At 73.7% G+C, this 23,244-nt stretch carries 23 protein-coding genes and 1 tRNA gene; 17 read left to right on the top strand and 7 right to left on the bottom strand.

What is annotated here, in order from left to right; translation table 11 throughout:
• Window positions 1-185 precede the first annotated feature (185 nt).
• The 13 genes from eno (at window position 186) to FZ988_RS01975 (ending at window position 12,439) form a co-directional block, all read left to right on the top strand.
• Window positions 186-1,463 (top strand): phosphopyruvate hydratase, encoded by a 1,278-nt coding sequence (eno, locus tag FZ988_RS02035; RefSeq protein ID WP_149202315.1) that lies wholly within the window; start codon window positions 186-188, stop codon window positions 1,461-1,463.
• 234 nt (window positions 1,464-1,697) lie between these two features.
• Entirely contained in the window at window positions 1,698-2,441 is a 744-nt protein-coding gene (locus FZ988_RS18860; protein WP_149202314.1) for an FtsB family cell division protein, read from the top strand.
• The gene (locus FZ988_RS02025) at window positions 2,434-2,958 is read left to right on the top strand and encodes a DUF501 domain-containing protein (RefSeq protein WP_149202313.1); all 525 of its coding nucleotides are present in this window, start codon (window positions 2,434-2,436) and stop codon (window positions 2,956-2,958) included. Before FZ988_RS18860 ends, FZ988_RS02025 begins: the two co-directional genes overlap by 8 nt.
• 97 nt (window positions 2,959-3,055) lie before the next feature.
• Window positions 3,056-4,012: a Ppx/GppA phosphatase family protein gene (locus tag FZ988_RS02020; RefSeq protein ID WP_149202312.1), complete on the top strand. Its 957-nt coding sequence runs from the start codon at window positions 3,056-3,058 to the stop codon at window positions 4,010-4,012.
• A 144-nt stretch (window positions 4,013-4,156) separates the two neighbouring features.
• On the top strand, window positions 4,157-4,489 hold the full coding sequence (locus FZ988_RS02015; RefSeq protein WP_149202311.1) for a PadR family transcriptional regulator: 333 nt from the start codon (window positions 4,157-4,159) through the stop codon (window positions 4,487-4,489).
• Entirely contained in the window at window positions 4,486-5,718 is a 1,233-nt protein-coding gene (locus FZ988_RS02010; RefSeq protein WP_149202310.1) for a hypothetical protein, read from the top strand. The genes FZ988_RS02015 and FZ988_RS02010 overlap by 4 nt, the downstream gene beginning before the upstream one ends.
• Before the next feature lie 44 nt (window positions 5,719-5,762).
• Complete coding sequence (locus tag FZ988_RS02005; protein ID WP_281287142.1) at window positions 5,763-6,617, top strand: uracil-DNA glycosylase; 855 nt, start codon at window positions 5,763-5,765, stop codon at window positions 6,615-6,617.
• An 85-nt stretch (window positions 6,618-6,702) separates the two neighbouring features.
• On the top strand, window positions 6,703-8,187 hold the full coding sequence (locus tag FZ988_RS02000; RefSeq protein WP_149202309.1) for an NAD(P)/FAD-dependent oxidoreductase: 1,485 nt from the start codon (window positions 6,703-6,705) through the stop codon (window positions 8,185-8,187).
• Between the two features lie 53 nt (window positions 8,188-8,240).
• A tRNA-Leu gene (locus FZ988_RS01995) sits at window positions 8,241-8,314 on the top strand.
• A gap of 148 nt (window positions 8,315-8,462) precedes the next feature.
• Entirely contained in the window at window positions 8,463-9,311 is an 849-nt protein-coding gene (locus FZ988_RS01990) for a Bax inhibitor-1/YccA family protein (protein WP_149202308.1), read from the top strand.
• Window positions 9,312-9,435: 124 nt separating this feature from the next.
• Window positions 9,436-10,842 (top strand): cystathionine beta-synthase, encoded by a 1,407-nt coding sequence (locus tag FZ988_RS01985; RefSeq protein ID WP_149202307.1) that lies wholly within the window; start codon window positions 9,436-9,438, stop codon window positions 10,840-10,842.
• A gap of 98 nt (window positions 10,843-10,940) precedes the next feature.
• Window positions 10,941-11,933 (top strand): acetylxylan esterase, encoded by a 993-nt coding sequence (locus tag FZ988_RS01980; RefSeq protein WP_149202306.1) that lies wholly within the window; start codon window positions 10,941-10,943, stop codon window positions 11,931-11,933.
• A gap of 86 nt (window positions 11,934-12,019) precedes the next feature.
• Window positions 12,020-12,439, top strand: coding sequence for an FKBP-type peptidyl-prolyl cis-trans isomerase (locus FZ988_RS01975; RefSeq protein ID WP_149202305.1), 420 nt, complete (start codon window positions 12,020-12,022; stop codon window positions 12,437-12,439).
• Window positions 12,440-12,508: 69 nt separating this feature from the next.
• On the opposite strand, the gene FZ988_RS01970 is transcribed toward FZ988_RS01975, so the two are convergent.
• The 4 genes from FZ988_RS01970 to FZ988_RS01955 all read right to left on the bottom strand — a co-directional run bounded on the left by FZ988_RS01970 (window position 12,509) and on the right by FZ988_RS01955 (window position 16,518).
• Window positions 12,509-13,189, bottom strand: a complete 681-nt coding sequence (locus FZ988_RS01970) for a response regulator (RefSeq protein WP_149202304.1) — start codon at window positions 13,187-13,189, stop codon at window positions 12,509-12,511.
• The gene (locus FZ988_RS01965) at window positions 13,186-14,568 is read right to left on the bottom strand and encodes a sensor histidine kinase (RefSeq protein WP_149202303.1); all 1,383 of its coding nucleotides are present in this window, start codon (window positions 14,566-14,568) and stop codon (window positions 13,186-13,188) included. The genes FZ988_RS01970 and FZ988_RS01965 overlap by 4 nt, the downstream gene beginning before the upstream one ends.
• Before the next feature lie 106 nt (window positions 14,569-14,674).
• Complete coding sequence (locus FZ988_RS01960; protein ID WP_149202302.1) at window positions 14,675-15,526, bottom strand: ABC transporter permease; 852 nt, start codon at window positions 15,524-15,526, stop codon at window positions 14,675-14,677.
• On the bottom strand, window positions 15,523-16,518 hold the full coding sequence (locus FZ988_RS01955) for an ABC transporter ATP-binding protein (RefSeq protein WP_149202301.1): 996 nt from the start codon (window positions 16,516-16,518) through the stop codon (window positions 15,523-15,525). Before FZ988_RS01955 ends, FZ988_RS01960 begins: the two co-directional genes overlap by 4 nt.
• A gap of 241 nt (window positions 16,519-16,759) precedes the next feature.
• Between FZ988_RS01955 and FZ988_RS01950 the strand changes: the two genes are divergently transcribed.
• The gene (locus FZ988_RS01950) at window positions 16,760-17,227 is read left to right on the top strand and encodes a hypothetical protein (RefSeq protein WP_149202300.1); all 468 of its coding nucleotides are present in this window, start codon (window positions 16,760-16,762) and stop codon (window positions 17,225-17,227) included.
• A gap of 135 nt (window positions 17,228-17,362) precedes the next feature.
• On the opposite strand, the gene msrA is transcribed toward FZ988_RS01950, so the two are convergent.
• Window positions 17,363-18,025: a peptide-methionine (S)-S-oxide reductase MsrA gene (gene msrA, locus FZ988_RS01945; RefSeq protein ID WP_223145008.1), complete on the bottom strand. Its 663-nt coding sequence runs from the start codon at window positions 18,023-18,025 to the stop codon at window positions 17,363-17,365.
• Window positions 18,026-18,146: 121 nt separating this feature from the next.
• On the opposite strand from msrA, the gene FZ988_RS01940 reads away from it, so the two are divergent.
• From FZ988_RS01940 to ilvA, 3 genes are read left to right on the top strand one after another with little or no spacing between them, the layout of a single operon-like run.
• The gene (locus tag FZ988_RS01940) at window positions 18,147-19,358 is read left to right on the top strand and encodes a cystathionine gamma-synthase (RefSeq protein ID WP_246169090.1); all 1,212 of its coding nucleotides are present in this window, start codon (window positions 18,147-18,149) and stop codon (window positions 19,356-19,358) included.
• The gene (locus tag FZ988_RS01935) at window positions 19,355-20,605 is read left to right on the top strand and encodes an AI-2E family transporter (protein WP_149202299.1); all 1,251 of its coding nucleotides are present in this window, start codon (window positions 19,355-19,357) and stop codon (window positions 20,603-20,605) included. The genes FZ988_RS01940 and FZ988_RS01935 overlap by 4 nt, the downstream gene beginning before the upstream one ends.
• Complete coding sequence (gene ilvA / locus FZ988_RS01930) at window positions 20,602-21,813, top strand: threonine ammonia-lyase (RefSeq protein WP_246169088.1); 1,212 nt, start codon at window positions 20,602-20,604, stop codon at window positions 21,811-21,813. Before FZ988_RS01935 ends, ilvA begins: the two co-directional genes overlap by 4 nt.
• A gap of 86 nt (window positions 21,814-21,899) precedes the next feature.
• On the opposite strand, the gene greA is transcribed toward ilvA, so the two are convergent.
• Window positions 21,900-22,388, bottom strand: coding sequence for a transcription elongation factor GreA (gene greA / locus FZ988_RS01925; protein ID WP_149202298.1), 489 nt, complete (start codon window positions 22,386-22,388; stop codon window positions 21,900-21,902).
• Window positions 22,389-22,664: 276 nt separating this feature from the next.
• Window positions 22,665-23,069 (bottom strand): DUF4307 domain-containing protein, encoded by a 405-nt coding sequence (locus tag FZ988_RS01920; protein ID WP_149202297.1) that lies wholly within the window; start codon window positions 23,067-23,069, stop codon window positions 22,665-22,667.
• Window positions 23,070-23,244 lie beyond the last annotated feature (175 nt).

Genomic DNA, 23,244 nt, shown 5'->3' with positions numbered 1-23,244 from the left:
ACACACACGCCGTCGGGGCTGTCGGCGCCGAACGTCCCGCCCACGGGACGTCAGTCCCGACTACCCTGGGCCGTGGCCGGTTGACGAGGACCGGCGGCCCGCCACACCGGCCGCTGACCGATCGCCGAGCGAACGGCGGCAGCCAGGGCAGAGATCACATTCACCGATCGTCCGAAGGAGCTTCCGTGGCCACAATCGAGGCCGTAGGCGCCCGCGAGATCCTTGACTCGCGCGGCAACCCCACCGTGGAGGTCGAGGTCGCCCTCGACGACGGCACGATCGCCCGTGCCGGTGTGCCCTCGGGCGCGTCGACGGGTGCGTTCGAGGCCGTGGAGCGCCGTGACGGCGACAAGGGCCGCTACCTCGGCAAGGGTGTCCAGGACGCGGTCAACGCGGTCATGGACGACATCGCCCCCGAGCTCATCGGCTTCGAGGCGACGGAGCAGCGTCTCGTCGACCAGGCGCTCATCGACCTCGACGGCACGCCGAACAAGGGCAAGCTGGGCGCCAACGCGATCCTGGGCGTCTCGCTCGCCGTCGCGAAGGCCGCGGCCGACTCGGCCGACCTGCCGCTCTTCCGCTACATCGGTGGGCCGAACGCGCACGTGCTGCCCGTCCCGATGATGAACATCCTCAACGGTGGGTCGCACGCCGACTCCAACGTCGACATCCAGGAGTTCATGGTCGCGCCGATCGGCCCGACCACGTACCGCGAGGCCCTGCGCACCGGCGCCGAGGTCTACCACGCCCTGAAGTCCGTGCTGAAGAGCAAGGGCCTGGGCACCGGTCTCGGCGACGAGGGTGGCTTCGCGCCCAACCTGCCGAGCAACCGTGACGCGCTCGACCTGATCCTCGTCGCGATCGAGAAGGCCGGCTTCACGCCGGGCACCGACGTCGCGCTCGCGCTCGACGTCGCCGCGACCGAGTTCTTCAAGGACGGCGCGTACCAGTTCGAGGGCAAGGCCACGTCGCCCGCCGAGATGATCGCGTTCTACGAGAAGCTCGTCGCCGACTACCCGCTGGTCTCGATCGAGGACCCGCTGTCCGAGGACGAGTGGGGCAGCTGGTCGGAGCTCGTCTCCAAGGTCGGCGACCGTGTCCAGGTCGTCGGTGACGACCTGTTCGTCACCAACCCGGAGCGTCTGGCCAAGGGCATCGAGCTCAAGGCCGCGAACTCGCTGCTGGTCAAGCTCAACCAGATCGGCACGCTCTCCGAGACGCTGGACGCCGTCACCATGGCCCAGCGCGCGGGCTTCACCGCGATGGTCTCGCACCGCTCGGGCGAGACCGAGGACGTCACGATCGCCGACCTGGCCGTCGCGACCAACTCGGGTCAGATCAAGACCGGTGCGCCCGCCCGCGGCGAGCGCATCAACAAGTACAACCAGCTCCTGCGCATCGAGGAGGAGCTGGACGACGCCGCCCGCTACGCCGGGGCGAGCGCCTTCCCGCGTCGCGGCTGACATCCAGCCGTAGCACCAGCAAGGCCCGGTCGATCCGTCGACCGGGCCTTGCTGCGTCTGCGCGCGCGTCGCCCCGGGGCCGGGGCCGCTGTCGCCGTCGGGACGGCGCCTCGGGCCGGAGACAGCGCCTCGGGGCCGGGGACGGCGCCGCCCCGGTGCCCTGCCGGACGCCGGAACGCAACGCGCCCGGGCGGGCTCCCCGGCTCATCCGGGGCGGCGAGGCACAATCGACCCATGTCCCGTCGCCCCGTGCCGCCGCGCTCCCGCGCGGCCGCGTCCGGAGGCGCCGCGCAGGGCCAGGCCCGCGTCGGTGCGGACCGGCCGGCTCCGCGGCGCGGCGCGGCACGACCGGCCGTGGCGACCCCGTCGGCGCGGCCGACGGACCGCACCGATCGCACGAGCCGGGCACGCGGCCCCGCGACGACGGCCCCGGGCAGGGCCCGGGCCGCCGGCCGGCAGGGACGTGCCGCGCGCGCGGCGCAGTCCCGCGACGAGCGTCCAGGGCGCGCGGGCCAGCTCGCCCGCCTGCTGTCCGTCCGTGCCCTCGTGCTCTCGGTCGTGGCGCTCGTCGGCTTCACGATGCTCTTCCCGACGGTCCGGGCCTATCTCGGCCAGCGTGCGGAGCTGGACGCCCTCGCGGCGCAGGTGGCCCACGCGGAGCAGGTCGAGGCGGACCTCCAGGCCGAGCTCACCCGGTGGGACGACCCGGCGTACGTCGCGGCGCAGGCGCGCGACCGCCTCGCCTACGTGCGACCCGGCGAGACCTCCTACCGGGTGATCGAGGACGTCGTGGTGGAGGAGCAGGTGCTGCCGGACGCGTCGGCGGGTGGAGTGGTCGCGGGGCCCGCCCTTCCGGCCGGTGGGGCGCTGCGACCCTGGTACGCGACGGTCTGGGAGTCGATCGAGGTGGCGGGCCAGGCCCCGGTGCCGACGCAGGACGAGACGGACGACCAGGTCGGAGGACCCACAGGTGAGTGAGGCCATCGCGGCGCCCCTGCCGGACGGGGGAGAGGCCGTGAGCGCGGCGGACCTCGAGACGCTCGAGCAGCAGCTCGGGAGGCCGCCACGCGGAGTCGTCGCGGTGGCGGCGAGGTGCGTGTGCGGGCGTCCCACGGTGGTCCGCACGGCGCCGCGGCTCCCGGACGGGACGCCGTTCCCGACGACGTTCTACCTCACGCACCCGCGTGCGGTGGCTGCGGTCTCGACGCTCGAGGCCACGGGTGTGATGCGCGAGATGTCCGCTCGTCTCGTCGACGACCCGGCGCTGGCGGCTGCACACCGGGCTGCGCACGAGGACTACCTGCGGCGGCGCGCCGAGCTCGGCGTCGTCGAGGAGATCGAGGGCATCTCGGCGGGCGGGATGCCGACGCGGGTGAAGTGCCTGCACGTGCTCGTCGGGCACGCGCTCACCGTGGGACCGGGCGTGAACGTCCTCGGGGACAGGGCGCTCGCGCTCATCGCCGACACCTGGCGACCCGACCGCTGCGCCTGCTGACCCGACGCCCGCCGACGGGCGTGCACGCCGTGCCGGACCTGGAGGGTCCCGGCCAGGACGTGCCGGAGCGGCCGCGCGCGGATGGCAGGCTTGTCCCATGACGCGCGTGGCAGGCATCGACTGCGGGACCAACTCCATCAGGCTCCTCGTGGCCGACGTCGACCTCGCGGCCGGCACGTTGACGGACCTCGACCGGCGCATGGAGGTCGTGCGCCTCGGGCAGGGGGTCGACCGCACGGGCCGCATCGCCCCCGAGGCGATGGAGCGCACGCTGGACGCGGCGCGTCGCTACGGCGCCCGATGCGCGGAGCTGGGCGTCGAGCACATCCGGTTCGTGGCGACCTCGGCGTCGCGTGACGCCGAGAACCGTCAGGAGTTCGTCGACGGCGTGCGTGACGCGCTGGGCGTCGAGCCGGAGGTCGTGGGTGGCCAGGAGGAGGCGGCGCTGTCGTTCCGGGGCGCCACCGGGGTGCTTGCCGGCAAGCACCCGGGCCCGTTCCTCGTCGTCGACCTCGGCGGGGGCTCCACCGAGCTCGTGCTCGGCACCACCTCACCGGTGGCGTCCTACTCGATGGACGTCGGGTGCGTCCGGCTCACCGAGCGGCACCTGCACGACGACCCGCCCACGGCGGCCCAGATCGCTGCGGCCAGCGCGGACGTCGCCGCGGCGCTCGACGCGGCCGCGAAGGTCGTCCCGTTCGGGCGGGCGGCGACGCTCGTCGGGCTCGCGGGGTCGGTGACGACCGTCACGGCGCACGCGCTCGACCTCGACGAGTACGACCCCGTGAGCATCGACGGCGCTGTCCTCGCCACGGACGCGGTGCTCGCGTCGTGCCGGGCCCTGCTCACGATGAGCCGCAAGCGCCGTGAGCGCGAGCCCTACATGCACCCCGGGCGCGTGGACGTCATCGGGGCGGGCGCGCTCGTGTGGTCGGACGTGGTGTCCCGGGTGCGCGCCGAGGTCGGGCGGGCCGGCGGGCGGCTGCGCACGGTCGTCACCTCGGAGCACGACATCCTCGACGGCATCACGTGGAGCGCCGCCGAGCGGGTCTGAGGCGCCGCAGCGTCCGGCACGCAGCCGTTCCTCTCGCGACACGCGGTAGTCCGTTGTCGCAGGTACTGCGGATCAGAGAGTAGTGTGCGTCTCGCGGGACCCGGAGGAGGGTCCCGGTCCCGCACCGGACCACAGGGAGGCCAGATGGACACGACCCAGCTGCTCAAGGGGGTGCTCGACGTCGCCGTCCTCGCGGTCGTGGCCGACGAGGACGGCTACGGCTACGACGTGGTCCGCCGCCTGCGCGCCGCGGGCCTCGAGGAGGTCGGGGAGGCCTCCGTCTACGGGACGCTGCGCCGGCTCTACTCGTCGGGTGCGCTGACCACCTACGTGGTGCCGTCCGACGAGGGGCCGCACCGCAAGTACTACGGCATCAACGCGGAGGGCCGGGCGATGCTCGAGGCCCAGCGCAAGGACTGGCACAGCTTCTCGACCACACTCACGACGCTGCTGGAGCCCGAGGGGGACCTGCGATGAACGCCACCGTGCTGCTCGACCACGTGACCGCCTATGCCGCGGCGGTGCGCAGCCACCTGGGTGACCTGCCGCCCGAGCAGGTCGACGACCTGACGGACGGGCTCGAGGCCGATCTCGCGGAGGCGCTGGAGGACCCGCTCGGGCCCGTCGCGACCGGAGAGGTGCCTCCCCGCACGGTGGCCGGCGTCACCGGTCACCCGCAGGCCGCCTCGCTCATGGACCTGACGCTGAGGTTCGGCCCGGCGGCCGAGTACGCGCGTGAGCTGCGGACCGCCGCAGGGATCCCGCCGGCCGTGCCCGGTGCGGCGCCGGTCGTCGGGCGCGCGGCCCGCGTCGTCGCACGGGGCGGCAGGCTCGTCGGGGCGGTCAGGCGGGCTGCGCGCCGGGCGACGGAGCCGCTGCGGTCGTCGCCCTTCTGGCAGGCCGTCGCGGGTTTCGTCTCGACCCTGCGCCCGGTGTGGTGGATGGTCCGCGGCTGGGTCGTCTTCACGCTGCTCCTGGGCGGCCTGATGATGGCCTCGGTCTCGTCTGCCACGCAGAGGTTCGTCCCCGAGGACGTGCTGGGCTGGGTCCTGCTCGTCGTCGTGGTCCTGGGATCCGTCCAGGCGGGGCGTTCGGCGGTCCGGGACGGGGAGTGGGTCCGGCCGGCGCTCGCGTTCTTCAACATCATCGCCCTGGTGGCGCTGCCGCTCGCGCTCTCGCAGTCCCGCACGATGCTCGAGCAGCGGCTCGGCAGCAGCTACCCCGTGTACGTGGAGACGCAGGTCCCGGTCCAGATGCCGCCCGAGGACGGCGTCCGTGTCGACGGCCAGCTCGTGAGCAACCTGTTCGTGTACGACGCGCAGGGCAACCCGCTCGAGGACGTGCAGATCTTCGACGACCGGGGCCGGCAGGTCCGCACGACGTACGACGAGGGCTGGTCGCAGTGGTTCCTCCCGGGGGTGGATGAGCCGTGGTCGTTCGCCGGCGTCCAGGACGCCGACGGCCGCACGCGCTGGAACGTGTACCCCATGACGGGCGCCCCGTTCAGCCAGTGGGACCAGGACGGCGACGGCAAGCGCGTGCTGACCGCCGGCTCGGCGCTCCGGACGCCGCCCCGGCCGTTCCCGCAGGCCCCCGCGCTCGTCACGGGGACGGCGGGCACCGCGGGCGGCGGCGAGGGGTCCGACGCAGGAAGGACGACCGGCGGGACGGTGACGAACGCGGCGCTGACGACGGGGGACGGCTGAGCCGACGCGGGGCGGCCCGCAGGCCGAGGGGGCATGATCGGGCCGTGACCACGCCCGACCAGCGCCTGCCGCACCCCCGGACCGGCGAGCCGTTCGGGTCCCCGGTGCCGCCCGGCTCGGGCTGGCCCGGGGACGTGGCCGGCCTGACGACGCCCGTGTGCGGCTCGGCCGCCGACGTCGCGCGCGCCGCGGCACGCGCCGAGGACCTCGCGGAGGTGGACGCGGCGTCGACCGTGTGCCGCGCGTGCCCCCGGCTCGTGACGTGGCGCGAGGAGGTCGCCGTCACCAAGCGGCGCATGTTCCGCCACGAGCCGTACTGGGGCCGCCCGGCGGCCGGCTTCGGCGACCCGCGGGCGACGCTCCTGGTCGTGGGGCTCGCCCCTGCGGCGCACGGCGCGAACCGCACCGGGCGCCTGTTCACGGGTGACCGCTCGGGGGACTGGATCTTCGCGTCCTTGCACCGGCTGGGCGTCGCGAACCAGGCCCTCAGCGTGGACGCGGCCGACGGGCTCAGGCTCGAGGGCGTCCGGATGGTGGCCGCGGTGCGGTGCGCGCCGCCAGCGAACGCCCCGCTGCCGGCCGAGCGGGACACGTGCGGCCCGTGGCTCGCACGCGAGGTCGAGCTCACCTCGGGCACGGTGCGGGCCGTCCTCGCGCTGGGCGCCTTCGGCTGGAACGCGGCGCTGGGCGCGGTGCGGGGGATGGGGTGGGACGTCCCGCGTCCGGCGCCCCGCTTCGGCCATGGTGCGCGCGCCGTCGTGACGCGGCCCGACGGCGTCGCGGTGCAGGTCGTCGGGTGCTACCACGTCTCGCAGCAGAACACGCAGACGGGCCGGCTGACCGAGGCGATGCTCGACACCGTCGTGGCCGAGGCGCTGGCGGTGGCCGCGGACGGGTAGGTCATCCCATGACTGTGCCGGATCTCACGTCCGCTGCCCGGGACAGCGCTTGTGAACGAATTCACACGCGCTTACCGTGTCAAACATGACCTCGAGCCACGACACGTCCCTCGCGACCGGCGGCCAGTCCGTGAGCGACCGCGCGCGCAAGGTCCCGCGCATCGTCATCCTGGGCGGCGGCTACGTCGGCTTCTACACGGCGCTGCGCCTGCGCCGCCGGCTCGGCAGGCGCGAGGCGGCGATCGTGGTCGTCGACCCGCGGTCCTACATGACGTACCAGCCGTTCCTCCCCGAGGCCGCGGCCGGGTCGCTCGAGCCGCGCCACGTCGTGGTCTCGCACCGCCGCGAGCTCAAGGGCGTCGACGTCCTCACCGGACGCGTCACCCAGGTGCGGCACGCGGACCGCGCGGTGCGGATCGCACCCGTCGAGGGTGACGAGTACGAGATCTCCTACGACCACCTCGTCGTCGCGCTCGGCTCCGTGGCGCGCACGCTGCCGATCCCGGGCCTGGCCGAGCAGGCGATGGGCTTCAAGCAGGTCGAGGAGGCGATCGCGCTGCGCAACCACGTGCTCACCAAGCTCGACATCGCGGCCTCCACGTGGGACCCCGCCCTGCGCCGCCGCATGCTGACCTTCACGTTCGTCGGCGGCGGGTTCGCCGGGATCGAGGCGATCGCCGAGGTCGAGGACATGGCCCGCGACGCCGTGCGCTTCTACGACAGCATCTCCGCGGACGACCTGCGCTTCGTCATGATCGAGGGATCGACGCGCATCCTGCCGGAGCTCGGCGAGGAGATGGGCGGGTACGCCCTCGAGCAGCTGCGCAAGCGGAACATCGAGGTGCACCTGTCGACGTTCCTCAGCTCGTGCGTCGACGGGCACGTCGTGACGTCCACCGGCGTGGAGCTCGACTCGGCGACCATCGTGTGGACCGCCGGCGTCAAGGCGAACCCGGTGCTCGAGCAGTCCGACCTGCCGCTCGACGCGATGGGCCGCGTCCACGCGCTGCCCACGCTCCAGGTCGCGACGCCCGACGGCGACGTCGTCGAGGGCGTCTGGACCGCAGGTGACTGCGCGGCGGTGCCCGACCTGGCCCACCCCGGCGCCTTCTGCTCGCCGAGCGCCCAGCACGCCGTGCGACAGGCGCGGCACCTCGGTGACAACCTCGCGAAGCACCTGCGCAGCGCCGAGCTGAGCGAGTACAAGCACAAGCACGTCGGCACGGTCGCGTCCCTGGGCCTGGGCAAGGGCGTCGCGCAGGTCTACGGCATCAAGCTCCGCGGACGGCTCGCCTGGTTCATGCACCGGACGTACCACATGGCGCAGATGCCGACCTTCAACCGCAAGGTGCGGATCGTCCTCGACTGGACCCTCGCGCTCTTCTTCCACCGCGAGCTCGTCGCGCTCGGACGCCTGCACGACCCGCGCGCCGACTTCCGCGACGCCTCGGCGCCGCGCGCGAAGACCGCGACCAAGCCCGCGCCCAAGGGGCGGCCGGGGGAGCCGGTCGGACCCGCCGCGGGCTCGCCGGCCGCTGCGGGCGTGGTCGGGCGCGGCGACCCGGCCTGACCCGCGCTGGCAGGATGGGCCCGACGAGCGCCCGAGGTGAGGGACGCCGTCGGGCCCCCGTAGCCCAACTGGCAGAGGCAGCCGGCTTAAACCCGGCACAGTGCGGGTTCGAGTCCCGCCGGGGGTACCGCTGCGGCGCAGCGGTGGACGGCCCGGGCGACGGGAACGCGCGAGGGCGTCCCCGCGTTGCACGTGCATAGGATGAACACCGGCCAGCGACACCCCTGCCCGTTCCGCGGTCCACGCGGGGCCGGGCGCCGCGACCAGGAGGCACAGTGAGCAACCCCGTCTTCAGCAACAGCGCCATCTTCGGCGAGCCACGGCGAGGCCGCGGGACCGTCGTGCAGCCGAACCCCTACACGTCCACCGGTGGAGCGACAGGCGCCGCCGGCACCCTCAACGCGTCGACCCTCGAGCAGATGTACGGCGCCCCCGCGGCGACCACGCGCGAGACGGGCCGCATGACGTACGACGACGTGATCATGAAGACGGGCGGGCTGCTCGCGCTCCTCGTCGTGGTCGCCGCCGCGACCTGGTACGTCGCGCCGGGCCTGTGGCCGATCGGCATGGTCGTCGGCCTCGTGCTCGGCCTCGTCAACGCGTTCAAGAAGAGCCCGAGCCCCGCGCTCATCGTCGCCTACACGGTCGCCGAGGGCGTGTTCCTCGGTGGTATCAGCCTCGTGTTCCAGTCGATGACGTTCGACGGCAACGCGGTCCAGCCGATCGTGCTCCAGGCGATCCTCGGGACGCTGACGACGTTCGGTGCCGCGCTCTTCCTGTTCCGCTCGGGCAAGGTCCGCGTGACGCCCAAGTTCACGCGCTGGCTCATGATCGCGATGGTCGGGTACCTGGCCTTCTCGCTCGTGAACTTCGGCCTCTCGTTCTTCATGGCCAGCTCGGGCTTCGGCCCGCTGCGCGAGGGCCCCATGGGCATGCTCGTCGGGCTCTTCGCCGTCGGCCTCGCCGCGGCGTCGCTGATCATGGACTTCGACTCGATCAAGCGCGGCGTCGAGCAGGGCGTCCCGGCCAAGTTCGCCTGGTCCGCGGCGTTCGGCCTCATCGTCACGCTCGTGTGGCTCTACCTCGAGATCCTGCGTCTCCTCGCGATCTTCAACCGCGAGTGACGGCCCCACGTCCCCGGCACCCGTCTACCCGACGGTGCCGGGGACGTGCCATGTCCGGGGAGGCCAGGACCACCCACCCAGCCCGCGCCGCCCGGCGCGGCCGACCACCAGGAGCGGTTGCCCCGTGAAGTACGCCGAGCACATCTCCGACCTCGTCGGCGGCACGCCGCTCGTCCGCCTGGGCGCGGTGACCGAGGGCCTCGCCGCGACCGTGCTGGCCAAGGTCGAGTACCTCAACCCCGGTGGCTCCGTGAAGGACCGCATCGCGCTCAAGATGATCGAGGCCGCCGAGGCCTCGGGCGAGCTGCGCCCCGGCGGGACGATCGTCGAGCCGACGAGCGGCAACACCGGTGTCGGCCTGGCCCTCGTCGCGCAGCGCAAGGGCTACGACTGCGTGTTCGTGTGCCCGGACAAGGTCTCGCAGGACAAGCGGGACGTGCTCGCCGCCTACGGCGCCCGGGTCGTGGTCACGCCCACCGCCGTCGCTCCCGAGCACCCGGACTCGTACTACTCGGTCTCGGACCGGCTCGTCCGGGAGATCGACGGCGCGTGGAAGCCCAACCAGTACGCGAACCAGAACGGCCCCGCGAGCCACTACGAGACCACGGGCCCGGAGATCTGGGCGGACACCGACGGGCGCGTGACGCACTTCGTCACCGGTGTCGGCACCGGCGGGACGATCACCGGGACGGGCCGCTTCCTCAAGGACGCGAGCGCCGACCGGGCTCCCGAGGCAGGCGGGCGCGTGCACGTCGTCGGTACGGACCCCGCGGGGTCCGTGTACTCGGGCGGCGACGGTCGTCCCTACCTCGTCGAGGGTGTCGGCGAGGACTTCTGGCCGGCCGCGTACGACCCGACGGTCCCGGACGAGATCATCGCCGTGAGCGACGCCGACTCGTTCGCCATGACGCGCCGCCTGGCGCGCGAGGAGGGCCTGCTCGTCGGCGGGTCCTGCGGCATGGCGGTCGTCGCCGCGCTCCGTCTCGCGCGCCGCCTCGAGGAGGAGGACGCCGACGCCGCGGCCCGTGCCGTGATCGTCGTGCTGCTGCCCGACGGCGGGCGCGGCTACCTCTCCAAGATCTTCTCCGACGCGTGGATGCGCTCGTACGGGTTCCTGCGCGAGGAGCAGGGCGCCGTCGTCGGGGACGTGCTGCGGTCGAAGTCGGGTGCGCTGCCCGACCTCGTGCACGCCCACCCGACGGACACCGTGCGCGACGCGATCGAGATCCTGCACGAGTACGGGGTCTCGCAGATGCCCGTCGTCAAGGCCGAGCCGCCCGTGAAGTCGGGCGAGGTCGCGGGTTCGGTGAGCGAGCGCGACCTCCTGGACGCGGTGTTCAGCGGCCGGGCCGCGCTCGCGGACCGGGTGGACCGGCACATGGCCGCGCCCCTGCCGCTCATCGGTGTCGGCGAGGACGTCGAGGCAGCGCGCACGGCCCTGCAGCAGGCCGATGCGCTCATGGTCGTCGAGCACGGTGACCCCGTCGGGGTCCTCACGCGGCACGACCTCCTGGGGTTCCTGGCGCGCTGACCTACACGCGGGCAACCCGCGGTCGGAACGTTACGACACGGCCCACCGGCGCGTGGTAGACATCTGGGCGAGTCCCGTCACCGCCGAGGAGGCCGCCCGTGCCGATGTTCGACCTGCCCGTCGAGGAGCTCCGCTCCTACCGGCCCGAGGTGGCCGAGCCCGCCGACTTCGACGCGTTCTGGGCGCAGACCCTCGCCGAGACGCGTAGCCACGCGCTCGCGCTCGAGGCCGTGCCCGTCGAGACCGGGCTGTCCCTCGTCGAGGTGCACGACGTGACGTTCGCGGGATTCGGCGGGCAGCCCATCAAGGCCTGGCTCACCCGTCCCGCGGGCGCGCGCGAAGACCTCCCGGTCGTCGTCGAGTACCAGGGCTACGGCGGCGGCCGGGGCCTCCCGCACGAGCGCCTGACGTGGGCGGCCGCTGGCTACGCGCACCTGTTCATGGACACCCGGGGGCAGGGCAGCACGTGGGGGAGCGGGGGCGACACCCCGGACACGACCGGGAGCGGACCGCAGACCCCGGGCGTCATGACGCGCGGGATCCTGGACCCCGAGCAGCACTACTACCGGCGTCTGTTCACCGACGCCGTGCGCGCCGTCGAGGCCGCGCGGGAGCTGCCGGGCACCGATGCGACCCGCGTCGCCGTCTGCGGCGGGAGCCAGGGCGGCGGCATCAGCATCGCGGTGGCAGGGCTCGTGCCCGACCTCGTGGGAGTGATGCCCGACGTGCCCTTCCTGTGCCACATCCGTCGTGCGACGGAGATCACCGACAACGACCCGTACGGCGAGGTCGTGCGCTACCTGTCGGTGCACCGGGGCCACGTCGACGCCGCGTTCCGGACGCTCTCCTACATCGACGGCGCCAACTTCGCACGGCGCGCCCGCGCCGACGCCCTCTTCTCCGTCGCGCTCATGGACCTGACATGCCCCCCGTCGACGGTCTACACGGCCTACAACCGCTGGGCGGACCTCCTGCCGGCAGGAGCCGCACGGCCCTCGACCGAGATCGTCGAGTACCCCTTCAACCAGCACGAGGGCGGGCAGGCCCACCAGGTGGGCCGTCAGATCCGCTGGCTCGCCGAGCGCGTCTGACCCTCGCGCGGCCGCGCCCGGCATCGGGCACGATGGACCGCGGCGACGCGCACCCGGCGCAGCGCCACCGACAGGAGAGGTCACCCATGCCCGAGAACACGTCCCCGCTGCCCGTCGCCTCCGGGGTGTTCGGCGACAAGCCGGTGCTCACCTTCCCCGACACCCCCGCGCCGGGCGACCTGGCCGTGCAGGTCCTCTCGCGTGGCGACGGCGAGCTCGTCGAGGCGGGCGACGACATCGAGGTCAACTACTACGGCCAGGTGTGGGGCGGCCGGATGTTCGACAACTCGTACGACCGCCGCTCGTCCATCTCGTTCCCCATCGGCGTGGGTGCGGTCATCGGCGGGTGGGACGAGGGGCTCGTGGGCCAGCAGGTGGGCTCGCGCATGCTCCTGTCGATCCCGCCGCACCTCGGCTACGGCGAGCGCGGCATGCCCCAGGCCGGCATCGGCGGGACGGACACGCTGGTCTTCGTCGTCGACATCGTCGGCACGCGACGCCGCTGACCGTGCACCCGGACGGCCGCGCGCACCCGGGGCGCGCGGCGGTCCGGGCGGTCGGGCGCGCCAGGACGCTCAGGCCTGGCCGCGCCCCACGAGGCCCGTCTCGAACGCCAGGACGACGGCCTGGACGCGGTCGCGCACCCCGAGCTTGGCGAGGATGCGGCCCACGTGCGTCTTGACCGTGGCCTCCGAGAGGTAGAGCAGCTCCGCGATCTCCGCGTTCGACGAGCCGTGCGCGATGGACAGGAGGACCTCCAGCTCGCGTGGCGTGAGCTCGGCGAGCCTCGGGTCGACGGCGTCGGCCGCCTCCGGGACGACGCCCGAGGCGGGCATCTGCGGGGCGAAGAGCTCGAGCATGCGTCGGGTGATGCGCGGCGAGACGACCGCGTCCCCCGAGCTCACCGAGCGGATCGCGGCGATGAGCTCCGGGGGCCGGGCGTCCTTGAGCAGGAAGCCGCTCGCCCCCGCCCGCAGCGCGGCGAACGCGTACTCGTCGAGGTCGAACGTCGTCAGGATGAGGATCCGCGTGGCGGGCTGCTCGGCGACGATCCGCCCGGTGGCCTCGATCCCGTTCACACCGGGCATGCGGACGTCCATGAGCACCACGTCGGGCGCCAGGGCACGGACCTGGTCGACCGCCGTCGCGCCGTCCCCGGCCTCGCCGACGACCTCGATGTCGTCCTCGGCCTCGAGGACGAGCCGGAAGCCCATGCGCAGCAGTGCCTGGTCGTCGACCAGAAGGACCCGGATCATGCGCGCTCCTGCCAGGGGATGACCGTGCGGACCCGCCACCCGGTGTGCCAGGGGCCGGCATCGACCGTCCCCGCGTAGACGCCGGCGCGTTCGCCGATACCGATGAGGCCGCGCCCGGCGCCGTCGGACGGCGGCGTCGTGCCCGGCAGGGCCGGGCCCTCGTCGACGACGTCGACCTCGACGCCGTCCGGCGTGCGGCGCAGGGTCAGGTCCACCCCGGAGGTCCCGGGTGCGTGCCGCAGCACGTTCGTGAGGGACTCCTGGACGATGCGGTAGACCGCGAGCTGGAGGCCGGCGTCGCCGGGCAGCGCGGTCGTCAGGCCGTCGGTGCGCACGGGCAGCCCCGCGGCCCGGAACCGCTCGACGAGTGCCACGAGGTCGGGCGCGGAGGGCTGCGGCTCGAGCGGCGCGGCGTCGGCGTCCGGCTCGGGGCCGGCGTCGAGCACGCCCAGCACGCGCCGCATGTCCGTGAGCGCCGCGCGCCCCGTTGCCGAGAGCTCGTCGAGCGCCGCCCGGGACCGGTCGGGCGATCGCTCGATCGCGGCCGACGCGCCATCGCCGAGCGCGATCATGACGGACAGGCTGTGGGCGACGACGTCGTGCATCTCACGCGCGATCCTGGCGCGCTCGGCGGCCCGCGCGAGCAACGCCTCCCGGTCCCGGTCCCGGGCGAGGCTGTTGGCCCGCTCGACGAGGTCGGCGATGTGCAGGCGGCGGTTGCGCACGCTCGTGCCGATCGCGACCGCTAGCAGGCCCAGGATCATGACGAACGCGATGGTCAGCAGGCGGTCCTGCGAGCTGAAGGCGACGGCCCCGTTGTCGTCGGTCACGCTCACGCCCGCGACGTCGCTCGCGGGGACGCCGTCCGGCGCCTCCCAGGACCACAGGACGAGGCCCGTGACTCCCATCGAGCCCGTGAACGAGAGCCAGGTCGTCAGGGCCGGCCGTGACGCCGCGACTGCGTAGAGCGCGAGGCACACGCCGAGGTCGAACCCGTTCGTCGAGCCGGACAGGCCCGTGCACGCCGCCGTGAGGACCGTCATCACGGTGATCACGAGCAGGGGCCGTCGTCTGCGCCAGAACAGGAGCACGGTGCCCAGGACGATGAACCCGGCCGCGACGAGCTGGGGCCTCGTCCCGTCCCACGAGAACGGCCCCTGGGTCGCGGTCGCGAGGAGCGCGAGGAGCGAGGGCACCGCGAACCAGAGCATGACGACGACGTCCATCGCCACGGGGTGCCGCACGAAGAACCGGCGGACGGGGCCGAGGCGCCGGGCCGTGAGCTCGGTGAACTCCGGCGCACCGTCCGGGTGCCCGGCCGGGACCGGGCCGGGCGCAGGGGCCCCCGGGGGCGGTGTCCGCAGGCGGTGTGCTGTCACGGCACCAGCCTCCCATCGGCGGTGCCCTGGACGACGCAGGGCGTCGGACCGGCCCTCCACCGGTCCGACGCCCCCGCCGCCGCCCCAGGGGCGGTCACGTGCGTCCTCAGGCGTCGCGCCGGCGCAGGAGCACCGCTGCGAGGACCAGCAGGACCACCGTCCACACCACCAGCACGCCGTAGCCCTGCCACGCGCTCAGCTGGACGGCGTCCTCGACGCGGTTCATCGAGTCGAGCGTCTCGTCCGTGAGGAGCAGGCGCGTGCCGGCCGTCGACGGAAGGAACGGGCTGACAAGCTCGAAGAAGCGCAGCGGGATGAGCGCGAACACGTTCTCGATCACGAGGAGCAGGCCGAGGACGACGGCGAGCGCACCGGCCGAGTGACGCATGAGCGCGCCGATCGCGAAGGCGAACACGGCGATGGTCGCGAGGTACAGCGGGGCGCCGGCCACCATGCGCAGGGTCGACGGGTCACCCAGGTCCAGGGACAGGTCGAGCTGGTCGGCGAACGGCAGCACGGCGACCCAGGCGAGCGCCACGGCGATCACCGAGACGACGGCGACGACGACCGCGAGGACCGCGGCCTTCGCCCACAGGGCCGGGAGCCGCTTCGGCACCGCGGCCAGCGTCGACCGGATCATGCCGGTGCTGTACTCGCCCGAGATCGTGAGGATCGCCAGGACGCTCACGGCGAGCTGGGCGAAGTACCACCCGCTCGTGATGACGGACGCGCCGTCGACGGCGCCCATCTCCTCCGGGCCGACGGTCGTGGCGCCCCACGCGTAGAGCACGGCGAGGCCGATCATCAGCAGGGCCGTCACGGGCAGGGTCCAGAACGTCGAGCGGATCGTGCGGAACTTGATCCACTCCGACGCGACGACGCGCGTCAGCGTGACCGGCTTGACCGCGGCGCGGGGCCGGGTCGCAGCGGCCGGGGCGGGGGAGGCCAGGGTGGTCATCGCAGGGCACCTTCGTTCAGGGGCGCGGTCGCGCCTTTCGGGCTGGCGGGGTGGGCGGCCTGGCCGGCGGGGGCGGGGCCGCCGAGCGGGGCGTGCGAGTGGAACTCGACGTCCTGGGCGGTGAGCTGCATGTACGCGTCCTCGAGCGAGCCGTTGAGCGGCGTGAGCTCGTGCAGGACGACGCCGGCCCGTGCGGCCGCCTCGCCGATCGCGGGGGCCGTGCTCCCGGTGATCTCGAGGACGCCGAGCTCGGGTGACGCGACGGTGACGCCCGCCGCGCGGACCGCCGCCTCGAGCTCGGCCGCCTGGGGCGACCGGACGCGGACCGTGGTCCCGGTGGCGCGGGCGACGATGTCGCCGACGGGGGCGTCGGCGATGACCCGGCCCCGGCCCACCACGATGATGTGGTCGGCGGTGAGGGCCATCTCGCTCATGAGGTGCGAGGACAGGAAGACCGTGCGCCCCTGGCCCGCGAGGTAGCGCACGAGGTTGCGGACCCACAGGACGCCCTCGGGGTCGAGGCCGTTGACGGGCTCGTCGAGGATGAGCGTCTGGGGGTCGCCGAGCAGGGCCGCCGCGATGCCGAGGCGCTGTCCCATGCCGAGAGAGAAGCCGCCGACGCGCTTGCGCGCCACGCCCTCGAGCCCCGTCATCTCGATCACCTCGCGCACGCGCGCCTTGCCGATGCCGTGGGTCGCCGCCATGGCGAGCAGGTGGTTCTGCGCGGAGCGGCCGGTGTGCACCGCCTTCGCGTCGAGGAGCGTGCCGACCTCCTGGAGCGGAGCCCGGTGCTGGGCGTAGTGCTTGCCGTTGACGGTCACCGAGCCGGCGGACGGCCGGTCGAGCCCGACGACCATGCGCATCGTCGTCGACTTGCCGGCGCCGTTGGGCCCCAGGAAGCCGGTGACCTTCCCGGGCTGGACGGTGAACGACACACCGTCGACGGCGGTCTTCGCGCCGTACCTCTTGGTCAGGCCTACGGCCTCGATCATGGTTCCTCCTCGTCGGTGCTGACGAGTCGAACCTACGGAGCCCGGGCCCGCACCAGAACGGCCATGAGGCGTATCTGTGCGGGCCCGGCTCCTACGCCGCAAGGATGACCCGCTCCGTCGCGCGACGGGCGCGCGGCCTCCCGCGGGCGCGCTCAGCGGGGGCGGCCGGAGCCTGTGCACGACGCCCGTGCGCGGTGCTGGGGTGCCACCATGGACGCTCCACGAGCCAGGGAGCCGACCAGTGGCAGGTAGTCGTCCGACGATCGAGTTCCGGGCCGTCCACACCCCGGACCGCCCCACCGCGGTCATGCCCGTCGTCGACGGCGTCACGCTGTGCGACCTCGTCGGCGCCTACGAGCGCAAGAGCGGGTACGAGCCGTGGGGCGCCTACGGGGGCCTGGTGCCCGCGTTCTTCGACTACGGGCGGCTCACCGAGTACCTGCGCGGCGACGCTCGGCAGCAGTGCCCGGAGCCCGGCTCGGTCTGGCTCCTGGCCTGCGACTGCGGCGAGGTCGGCTGCTGGCCGCTCGAGGTGGACGTCGCGGCGACACCCGAGACGGTCACGTGGTCCGGCTTCCGGCAGCCGTACCGCCGCGAGTGGTCCTACGCGGCCTTCGGTCCGTTCGTCTTCGACCGCCGCGAGTACGACGCGGCAACGGCACACGTCACGGAGCTCATCGAGGCGGAGCTGGGGCAGGAGGTCGGCTGAGGCTCAGGTCCCGCGGGGCGACGGCGGAGCGGGCACCCTCGCCCGTCCAGCCCCCGCCCGTGGGGCGCAGCGTGGGCCCGGCAGCGGCGCCTCGCTGCCGGGCCTACGCGCTCAGGCGCCTACGAGGTCGGGCGACTACGAGGGGAGCGGGCAGGCGACGCCCGTCGAGTGGACGGGGCAGTAGCCGTTCGGGACCTTGTGCAGGTACTGCTGGTGGTAGTCCTCGGCGTAGTAGAACCGGCCCGCGCCCCCCTCGCCGTCGACCGGCCGGATCTCGGTGGTGATCTGGCCGTACCCGTTGCGGCGCAGCTCGGGCTCGAACGCGTCGCGGGTCGCGAGCGCCGCCTCGAGCTGCTCGGGCGTCGTCGTGAAGATCGCCGACCGGTACTGGGTGCCGACGTCGTTGCCCTGGCGGAACCCCTGCGTCGGGTCGTGCAGGGTCCAGAAGGTACGCATCAGCTCGGCGTGGCTCAGCACCGTCGGGTCGTAGGCGACGAGGACCGTCTCCGTGTGACCGGTCTGGCCCGTGCACGTCTCCTCGTACGTCGGGAACGGGGTGAAGCCCCCCTGGTAGCCGGCGGCCGTGGTGACGACCCCGGGGAGCCGCCACATCTCCTTCTCCGCACCCCAGAAGCACCCGAGCGCGAGGTGCGCGACGGCGGTGCCCTGCGGCCACGGGCCGGCCAGCGGCGTGCCGAGGACCGCGTGCCGCTCGGGCACGGCGTAGGCGTACCCGTCACGTCCCTTGAGCGCACGCTCGGGCGTGACCATCGTGGTGCGCAGCATCGATCCGAACATGGGGCCTCCTTGCTCGTGGACGGTCGACCGGCTGCCGGCCGTCCATCGGCTCGCAACGCGCCCGACGCCCGCGGTGTTCCCTGGCGCGTGCGCGTCGGGGCCTACCTCTAGCCTGGGACGCGTGACAGACGCACCCACGCCGCAGGACTGGACCAACGCAGGCTTCTCGACCCGGGCCATCCACGCCGGGCAGGAGCCGGACGCCGCCACCGGCGCCGTCGTGACCCCGATCTTCCAGGTCTCGACCTACAAGCAGGACGGTGTCGGCGGCCTGCGGGGCGGGTACGAGTACTCGCGCTCGGGCAACCCGACCCGCACGGCGCTCGAGGAGGCGCTCGCGGCCGTCGAGGGCGGCGCGCGGGGCTTCGCTTTCTCGTCGGGCCTCGCCGCGGAGGACACGCTGCTTCGCGCGGTGCTGCGTCCCGGGGACCACGTCGTCGTGCCGAACGACGCGTACGGCGGCACGTACCGCCTCGTCGCGCGGGTCTTCGGCCCCTGGGGCATCGAGCACACGCCGGTCGACCTCACGGACCTCGACGCGGTCGCGGGCGCGATCGAGCACGGGCGGACCAAGGTCGTGTGGGTCGAGACGCCCACGAACCCGCTGCTCGGCGTGAGCGACATCGCCGCCCTCGCGGCGCTCGCGCGTGCGGCGGGCGCCCTCCTGGTCGTCGACAACACCTTCGCCACGCCGTACCTGCAGCAGCCGCTCGCGCTGGGTGCCGACGTGGTCGTCCACTCCACGACCAAGTACATCGGCGGGCACAGCGACGTGGTCGGCGGGGCGCTCGTCGTCGGCGACGGCGCGCAGCTGCCCGTGGGCCTCGAGGGACCCACCGGGACGACGCTGCTGACGGACGCGGTCGCGTTCCACCAGAACTCGTCGGGCGCCGTCGCGGGGCCCTTCGACGCGTGGCTGACGCTGCGCGGCCTCAAGACGCTCGCGGTGCGCATGGGACGGCACTGCTCGAACGCGCTGACGGTCGCGACGTTCCTGCGCGACCACCCCGCGGTCGACCAGGTCATCTACCCCGGGCTCGAGGACCACCCGGGCCACGCGACCGCGGCGCGCCAGATGAGCGGCTTCGGCGGCATGGTCTCCTTCCGGGTCGGGAGCAAGGAGAAGGCGCTCGACGTGTGCGCCCGGACGCACGTGTTCACGCTCGCCGAGTCGCTGGGCGGCATCGAGTCGCTCATCGAGCACCCGGCCCACATGACGCACGCATCCGTCGCGGGCTCGGCGCTCGAGGTCCCGGACGACCTCGTGCGCCTCTCGGTCGGCATCGAGGACGTGGCAGACCTGGTCGCCGACCTCGGCCAGGCGCTCGCGTGACCGCCGCACCGGGCGGACGAGGCCCGGCGTCCGACGCCGTCCCGCGTTCCGTCCAGGTCGCGGCCGCCTGGGCGTGGCGCGTCCTGCTCGTCGCGGTCACGCTCGGCGTGGTCGTCGTGGGCATGGCGTACTCGAAGGTCCTGTGGGTCCCGGTCGTCCTCGCGCTGCTGCTGACCGTCCTGCTCGGCCCGGTCGTCGACGCGCTCGTGCGCCGGGCCCGCCTGCCCCGTGGCGTCGCGTCGGGCGTCGCCGTCCTCGGGCTTCTCGCGGTCGTGTCCGGCCTGCTGACCGTCGCCGGCCGCGAGATCGTGCAGGGCATCGGGGACCTGTGGTCGCGCGCCTCCGCGGGCATCGACGAGCTCCTCGAGTACGCGGCCACGAGCGACCTCGGCCTCGGCAGCGAGGAGATCGGCAGGTACCTCGACCAGGCGCGCGAGCAGCTGAGCAGCAACAGCGGGACCCTCGTCTCGGGTGCGCTCTCCGTGACGACGACCGTGGGCCACGTCCTGGCGGGCGCCGTCGTGACCCTGTTCTGCCTGTTCTTCTTCCTCAAGGACGGCGCGACGATCTGGGCGTGGATCCTGCGGCTCTTCCCCGAGTCCGCCCGCCAGCCCGCGTACGAGGCGTCCCGGCGCGGCGTGGTGACGCTCGCGGCGTTCACACGCACGCAGATCCTCGTCGCCGCGATCGACGCCGTGGGCATCGGGCTGGGCGCGCTGATCCTCGGGATCCCGCTCGCGGTGCCCCTCGCCGTGCTCGTGTTCCTGGCGAGCTTCATCCCGTTCGTCGGTGCGATCGCGACCGGTGCGATCGCCGTGCTCGTCGCGCTCGTCGACCAGGGCCCGGGCCAGGCGCTGATCATGCTCGTGATCGTGCTGGGCGTGCAGCAGTTCGAGAGCCACGTGCTCCAGCCGCTGCTCCTCGGGCACGCGGTCTCGCTCCACCCCGTCGCGGTCCTGCTGTCCGTCGCCGCGGGCTCGCTCGCGGCGGGCGTGGTCGGCGCGCTCCTCGCGGTGCCGTTCGTCGCGACGCTCAACACGGTCGTGCTGTACCTGCACGGCCGCGACAAGTTCCCCGCGCTCGGGCAGGACCCGGACGCGCTGAACCGCCGGCTCAGACAGCTCGACGGCCCCACGGGCGACACGCCGCTGGTCGACGAGGGCGGCCCTGACGCAGACCCGCTCGCCTCGGGTCGCACGAGCGGCACCGGCACCACCGGCACCACTGGCACGGCGGACGAGAGGTGAGCGTCCCCGTGGTCGGCCCCTCGGACGTCCTCGAGGCCGCCGCCGTGCTGGACGGCATCAGCCTGCGCACACCCGTGGAGTCGAGCCGTGCGGTCTCCGCGCTGGCCGGCGGGCCCGTGCACCTCAAGTGCGAGAACCTCCAGCGAGCCGGGTCGTTCAAGATCCGCGGCGCGTACGTGCGCATGTCCAGGCTCACGGCCGAGGAGAAGGCGCGCGGGGTCGTCGCCGCGAGCGCCGGCAACCACGCGCAGGGGGTCGCGCTCGCCGCACGGCTCCTCGGCGTCGACGCGACGGTGTACATGCCCCACGGCGCCGCGCTGCCCAAGATCGCCGCGACCCAGCAGTACGGCGCGCACGTGGTGACCGCGGGGACGTCGGTCGACGAGGCGCTCGTCGCCGCGCGTGAGCACGCCGACCGCACCGGCGCGGTGCTCATCCACCCGTTCGACCACCCGGACGTCGTCGCGGGCCAGGGCACGATCGCGCTCGAGATCCTCGAGCAGGTCCCCGACGTCCGGACCATCCTCGTCCCGATCGGGGGAGGTGGCCTCGCGGCCGGGATCGTCGCCGCCCTGGGTGACGACCACCGCGACGTGCAGGTCATCGGCGTGCAGGCCGCAGGCGCCGCCGCCTACCCCGGTTCGCTCGTCGCGGGGCGGCCCGTCGCCCTCGAGACGATGGGCACCATGGCCGACGGGATCGCCGTCGGCTGCCCCGGGGAGGTCCCGTTCGCGATCCTCGCGGGACGGCACGTGCCCGTGCGCACGGTCTCCGAGGAGGACCTCTCGCGGGCCCTCCTGCTCGTCGCCGAGCGCGCCAAGCTGCTCGTCGAGCCCTCGGGGGCGGCCGGGGTCGCTGCGCTCCTGGCCGGGGAACCGGTGCAGACGCCCGCCGTCGTCGTGCTGTCCGGCGGCAACATCGACCCGATCGTGCTCCTGCGGGTCGTACGGCACGGCCTCGCCTCGGCGGGGCGGTACCTGCAGATGCGCGTCACGATCGACGACAAGCCAGGTGCGCTCGCGGCGCTGCTCGCCGAGCTCGCCGCAACCGGCGGGAACGTCATGCATGTCGGGCACACGCGGACCGGCATCGACCTCGCGATCGACGAGGTCGAGATCGGCGTGCAGGTCGAGACCCGCGGGCCCGACCACTGCGCGCAGGTCCTCGAGCACCTCCGTGGTGCTGGCTACCAGGTCCACGAGGGCTGACGGTGGACCGTGCTCCCGCGGCGTCGTGGCGCGGCGACGGGACCAGCCTGACGGGCCGCCCGTGGCACGGGCGACCCGTCAGGGGATCACGGCTGGAAGGGCTTGGCCTCGTGGATCTCGACGGCGATCTCGTGGCCGTTCGGGGCCGTGTACGAGGTCTTCTCGCCGCGTGAGCGGCCCACGATCGCGGCACCCAGCGGGGACTTGTCGCTGTACACGTCCAGGCCGGTGCCCTCGGCGACCTCACGCGAACCGACGAGGAACGTCATGCGCTCCCCGGCGACGCTCGCCGTGACGACCATGCCGGGCTCGACGACGCCGTCGTCCGGCGGGGCCTCGCCCACGACGGCGGTGCGCAGGATCTGCTGGAGCTGGCGGATGCGCGCCTCCTGCTTGGCCTGCTCCTCGCGGGCCGCGTGGTAGCCGCCGTTCTCCTTGAGGTCACCCTCCTGGCGCGCGGCGTCGATCTTCTGCGCGATCTCCGTGCGGCCCGTCGTGCTCAGCTGCTGCAGCTCGGCGCTGAGACGGTCGTGCGCCTCCTGGGTCAGCCAGGTGACAGTCGTCGTGTCGGTCACGGTCGCTCCTTCCGAGCTCTCGTCGTGCGTGGTCGGTCTTCGTCCTGCGGCGTGCTGTCGTGCTCGGGCCGTGCGCGACCCGGTGGGGGAGGCGCGTCGCTCGGGGGTTCCACGCCACGAGGGCACGAGACCCGGCGCGACCCTGCGCTGCACTGCCGCGCGGCCGTGCTGTGACGTCCGGGAACCGCTGTGGCTACCGGGAGCACGGCACGTGATGGCGTGGAAACGACAACCATAGCAAGGTCCCGCGCCGCAGGCCCGTGGGCTCGCGTCCGTTCAGGGGACCCAGCAGCTCTCCACGACGCCGGTCACGGCGGGCTCGGCCGTCGCGACCTCCACGGTGAGGCGGCGGGTGCGCTCCTGCGACGGGGCGACGTCCACGGTGACGACGCCCACCTGCGCGTACTGCTGGCTGAGTGCCTCGACCCGGCACCTGACCGTCACCGACGGGTCGGTCCGGTGCACGTCGAAGACGACCTCCACGCGATCGTCCTCGAGCGAGAAGCCCACGTCGTCCCACGTCACAGGGCTGCCGGCGACACCCAGGCCGATCCACAGGGCCGCGCCGAGGCCCGCGAGCCCGAGCAGCCACAGCGCGACCACCCCGCGACGCCGGGCGCGCGGGGTCGCCTCCCGGCCGTACCGACCGGCCGGCGGGTGCAGGGGCTGCGGCGCTGTCATGACCTCTCCTGGTCCGGTCGGGTCCTGCTGGGTGGGTACCGGGCTGCGCGCCGGGTGCGTGCGGGGGCCGGCGTGCGAGACCATTGTCCCTGGTGCGCCCGTCTCGGGTGCGCATCTCGGCGACGAGGAGGCTGTCGGTGGCGGACACCGGACGAGGCACGAGCAGTTCACGGCA

It is taken from the genome of Actinotalea subterranea (assembly GCF_008364845.1).
Classification (GTDB): domain Bacteria; phylum Actinomycetota; class Actinomycetes; order Actinomycetales; family Cellulomonadaceae; genus Actinotalea; species Actinotalea subterranea.
The sequence above is the reverse complement of the archived record's forward strand: the minus strand, read 5'-3'. Positions and strand labels throughout refer to the sequence as shown.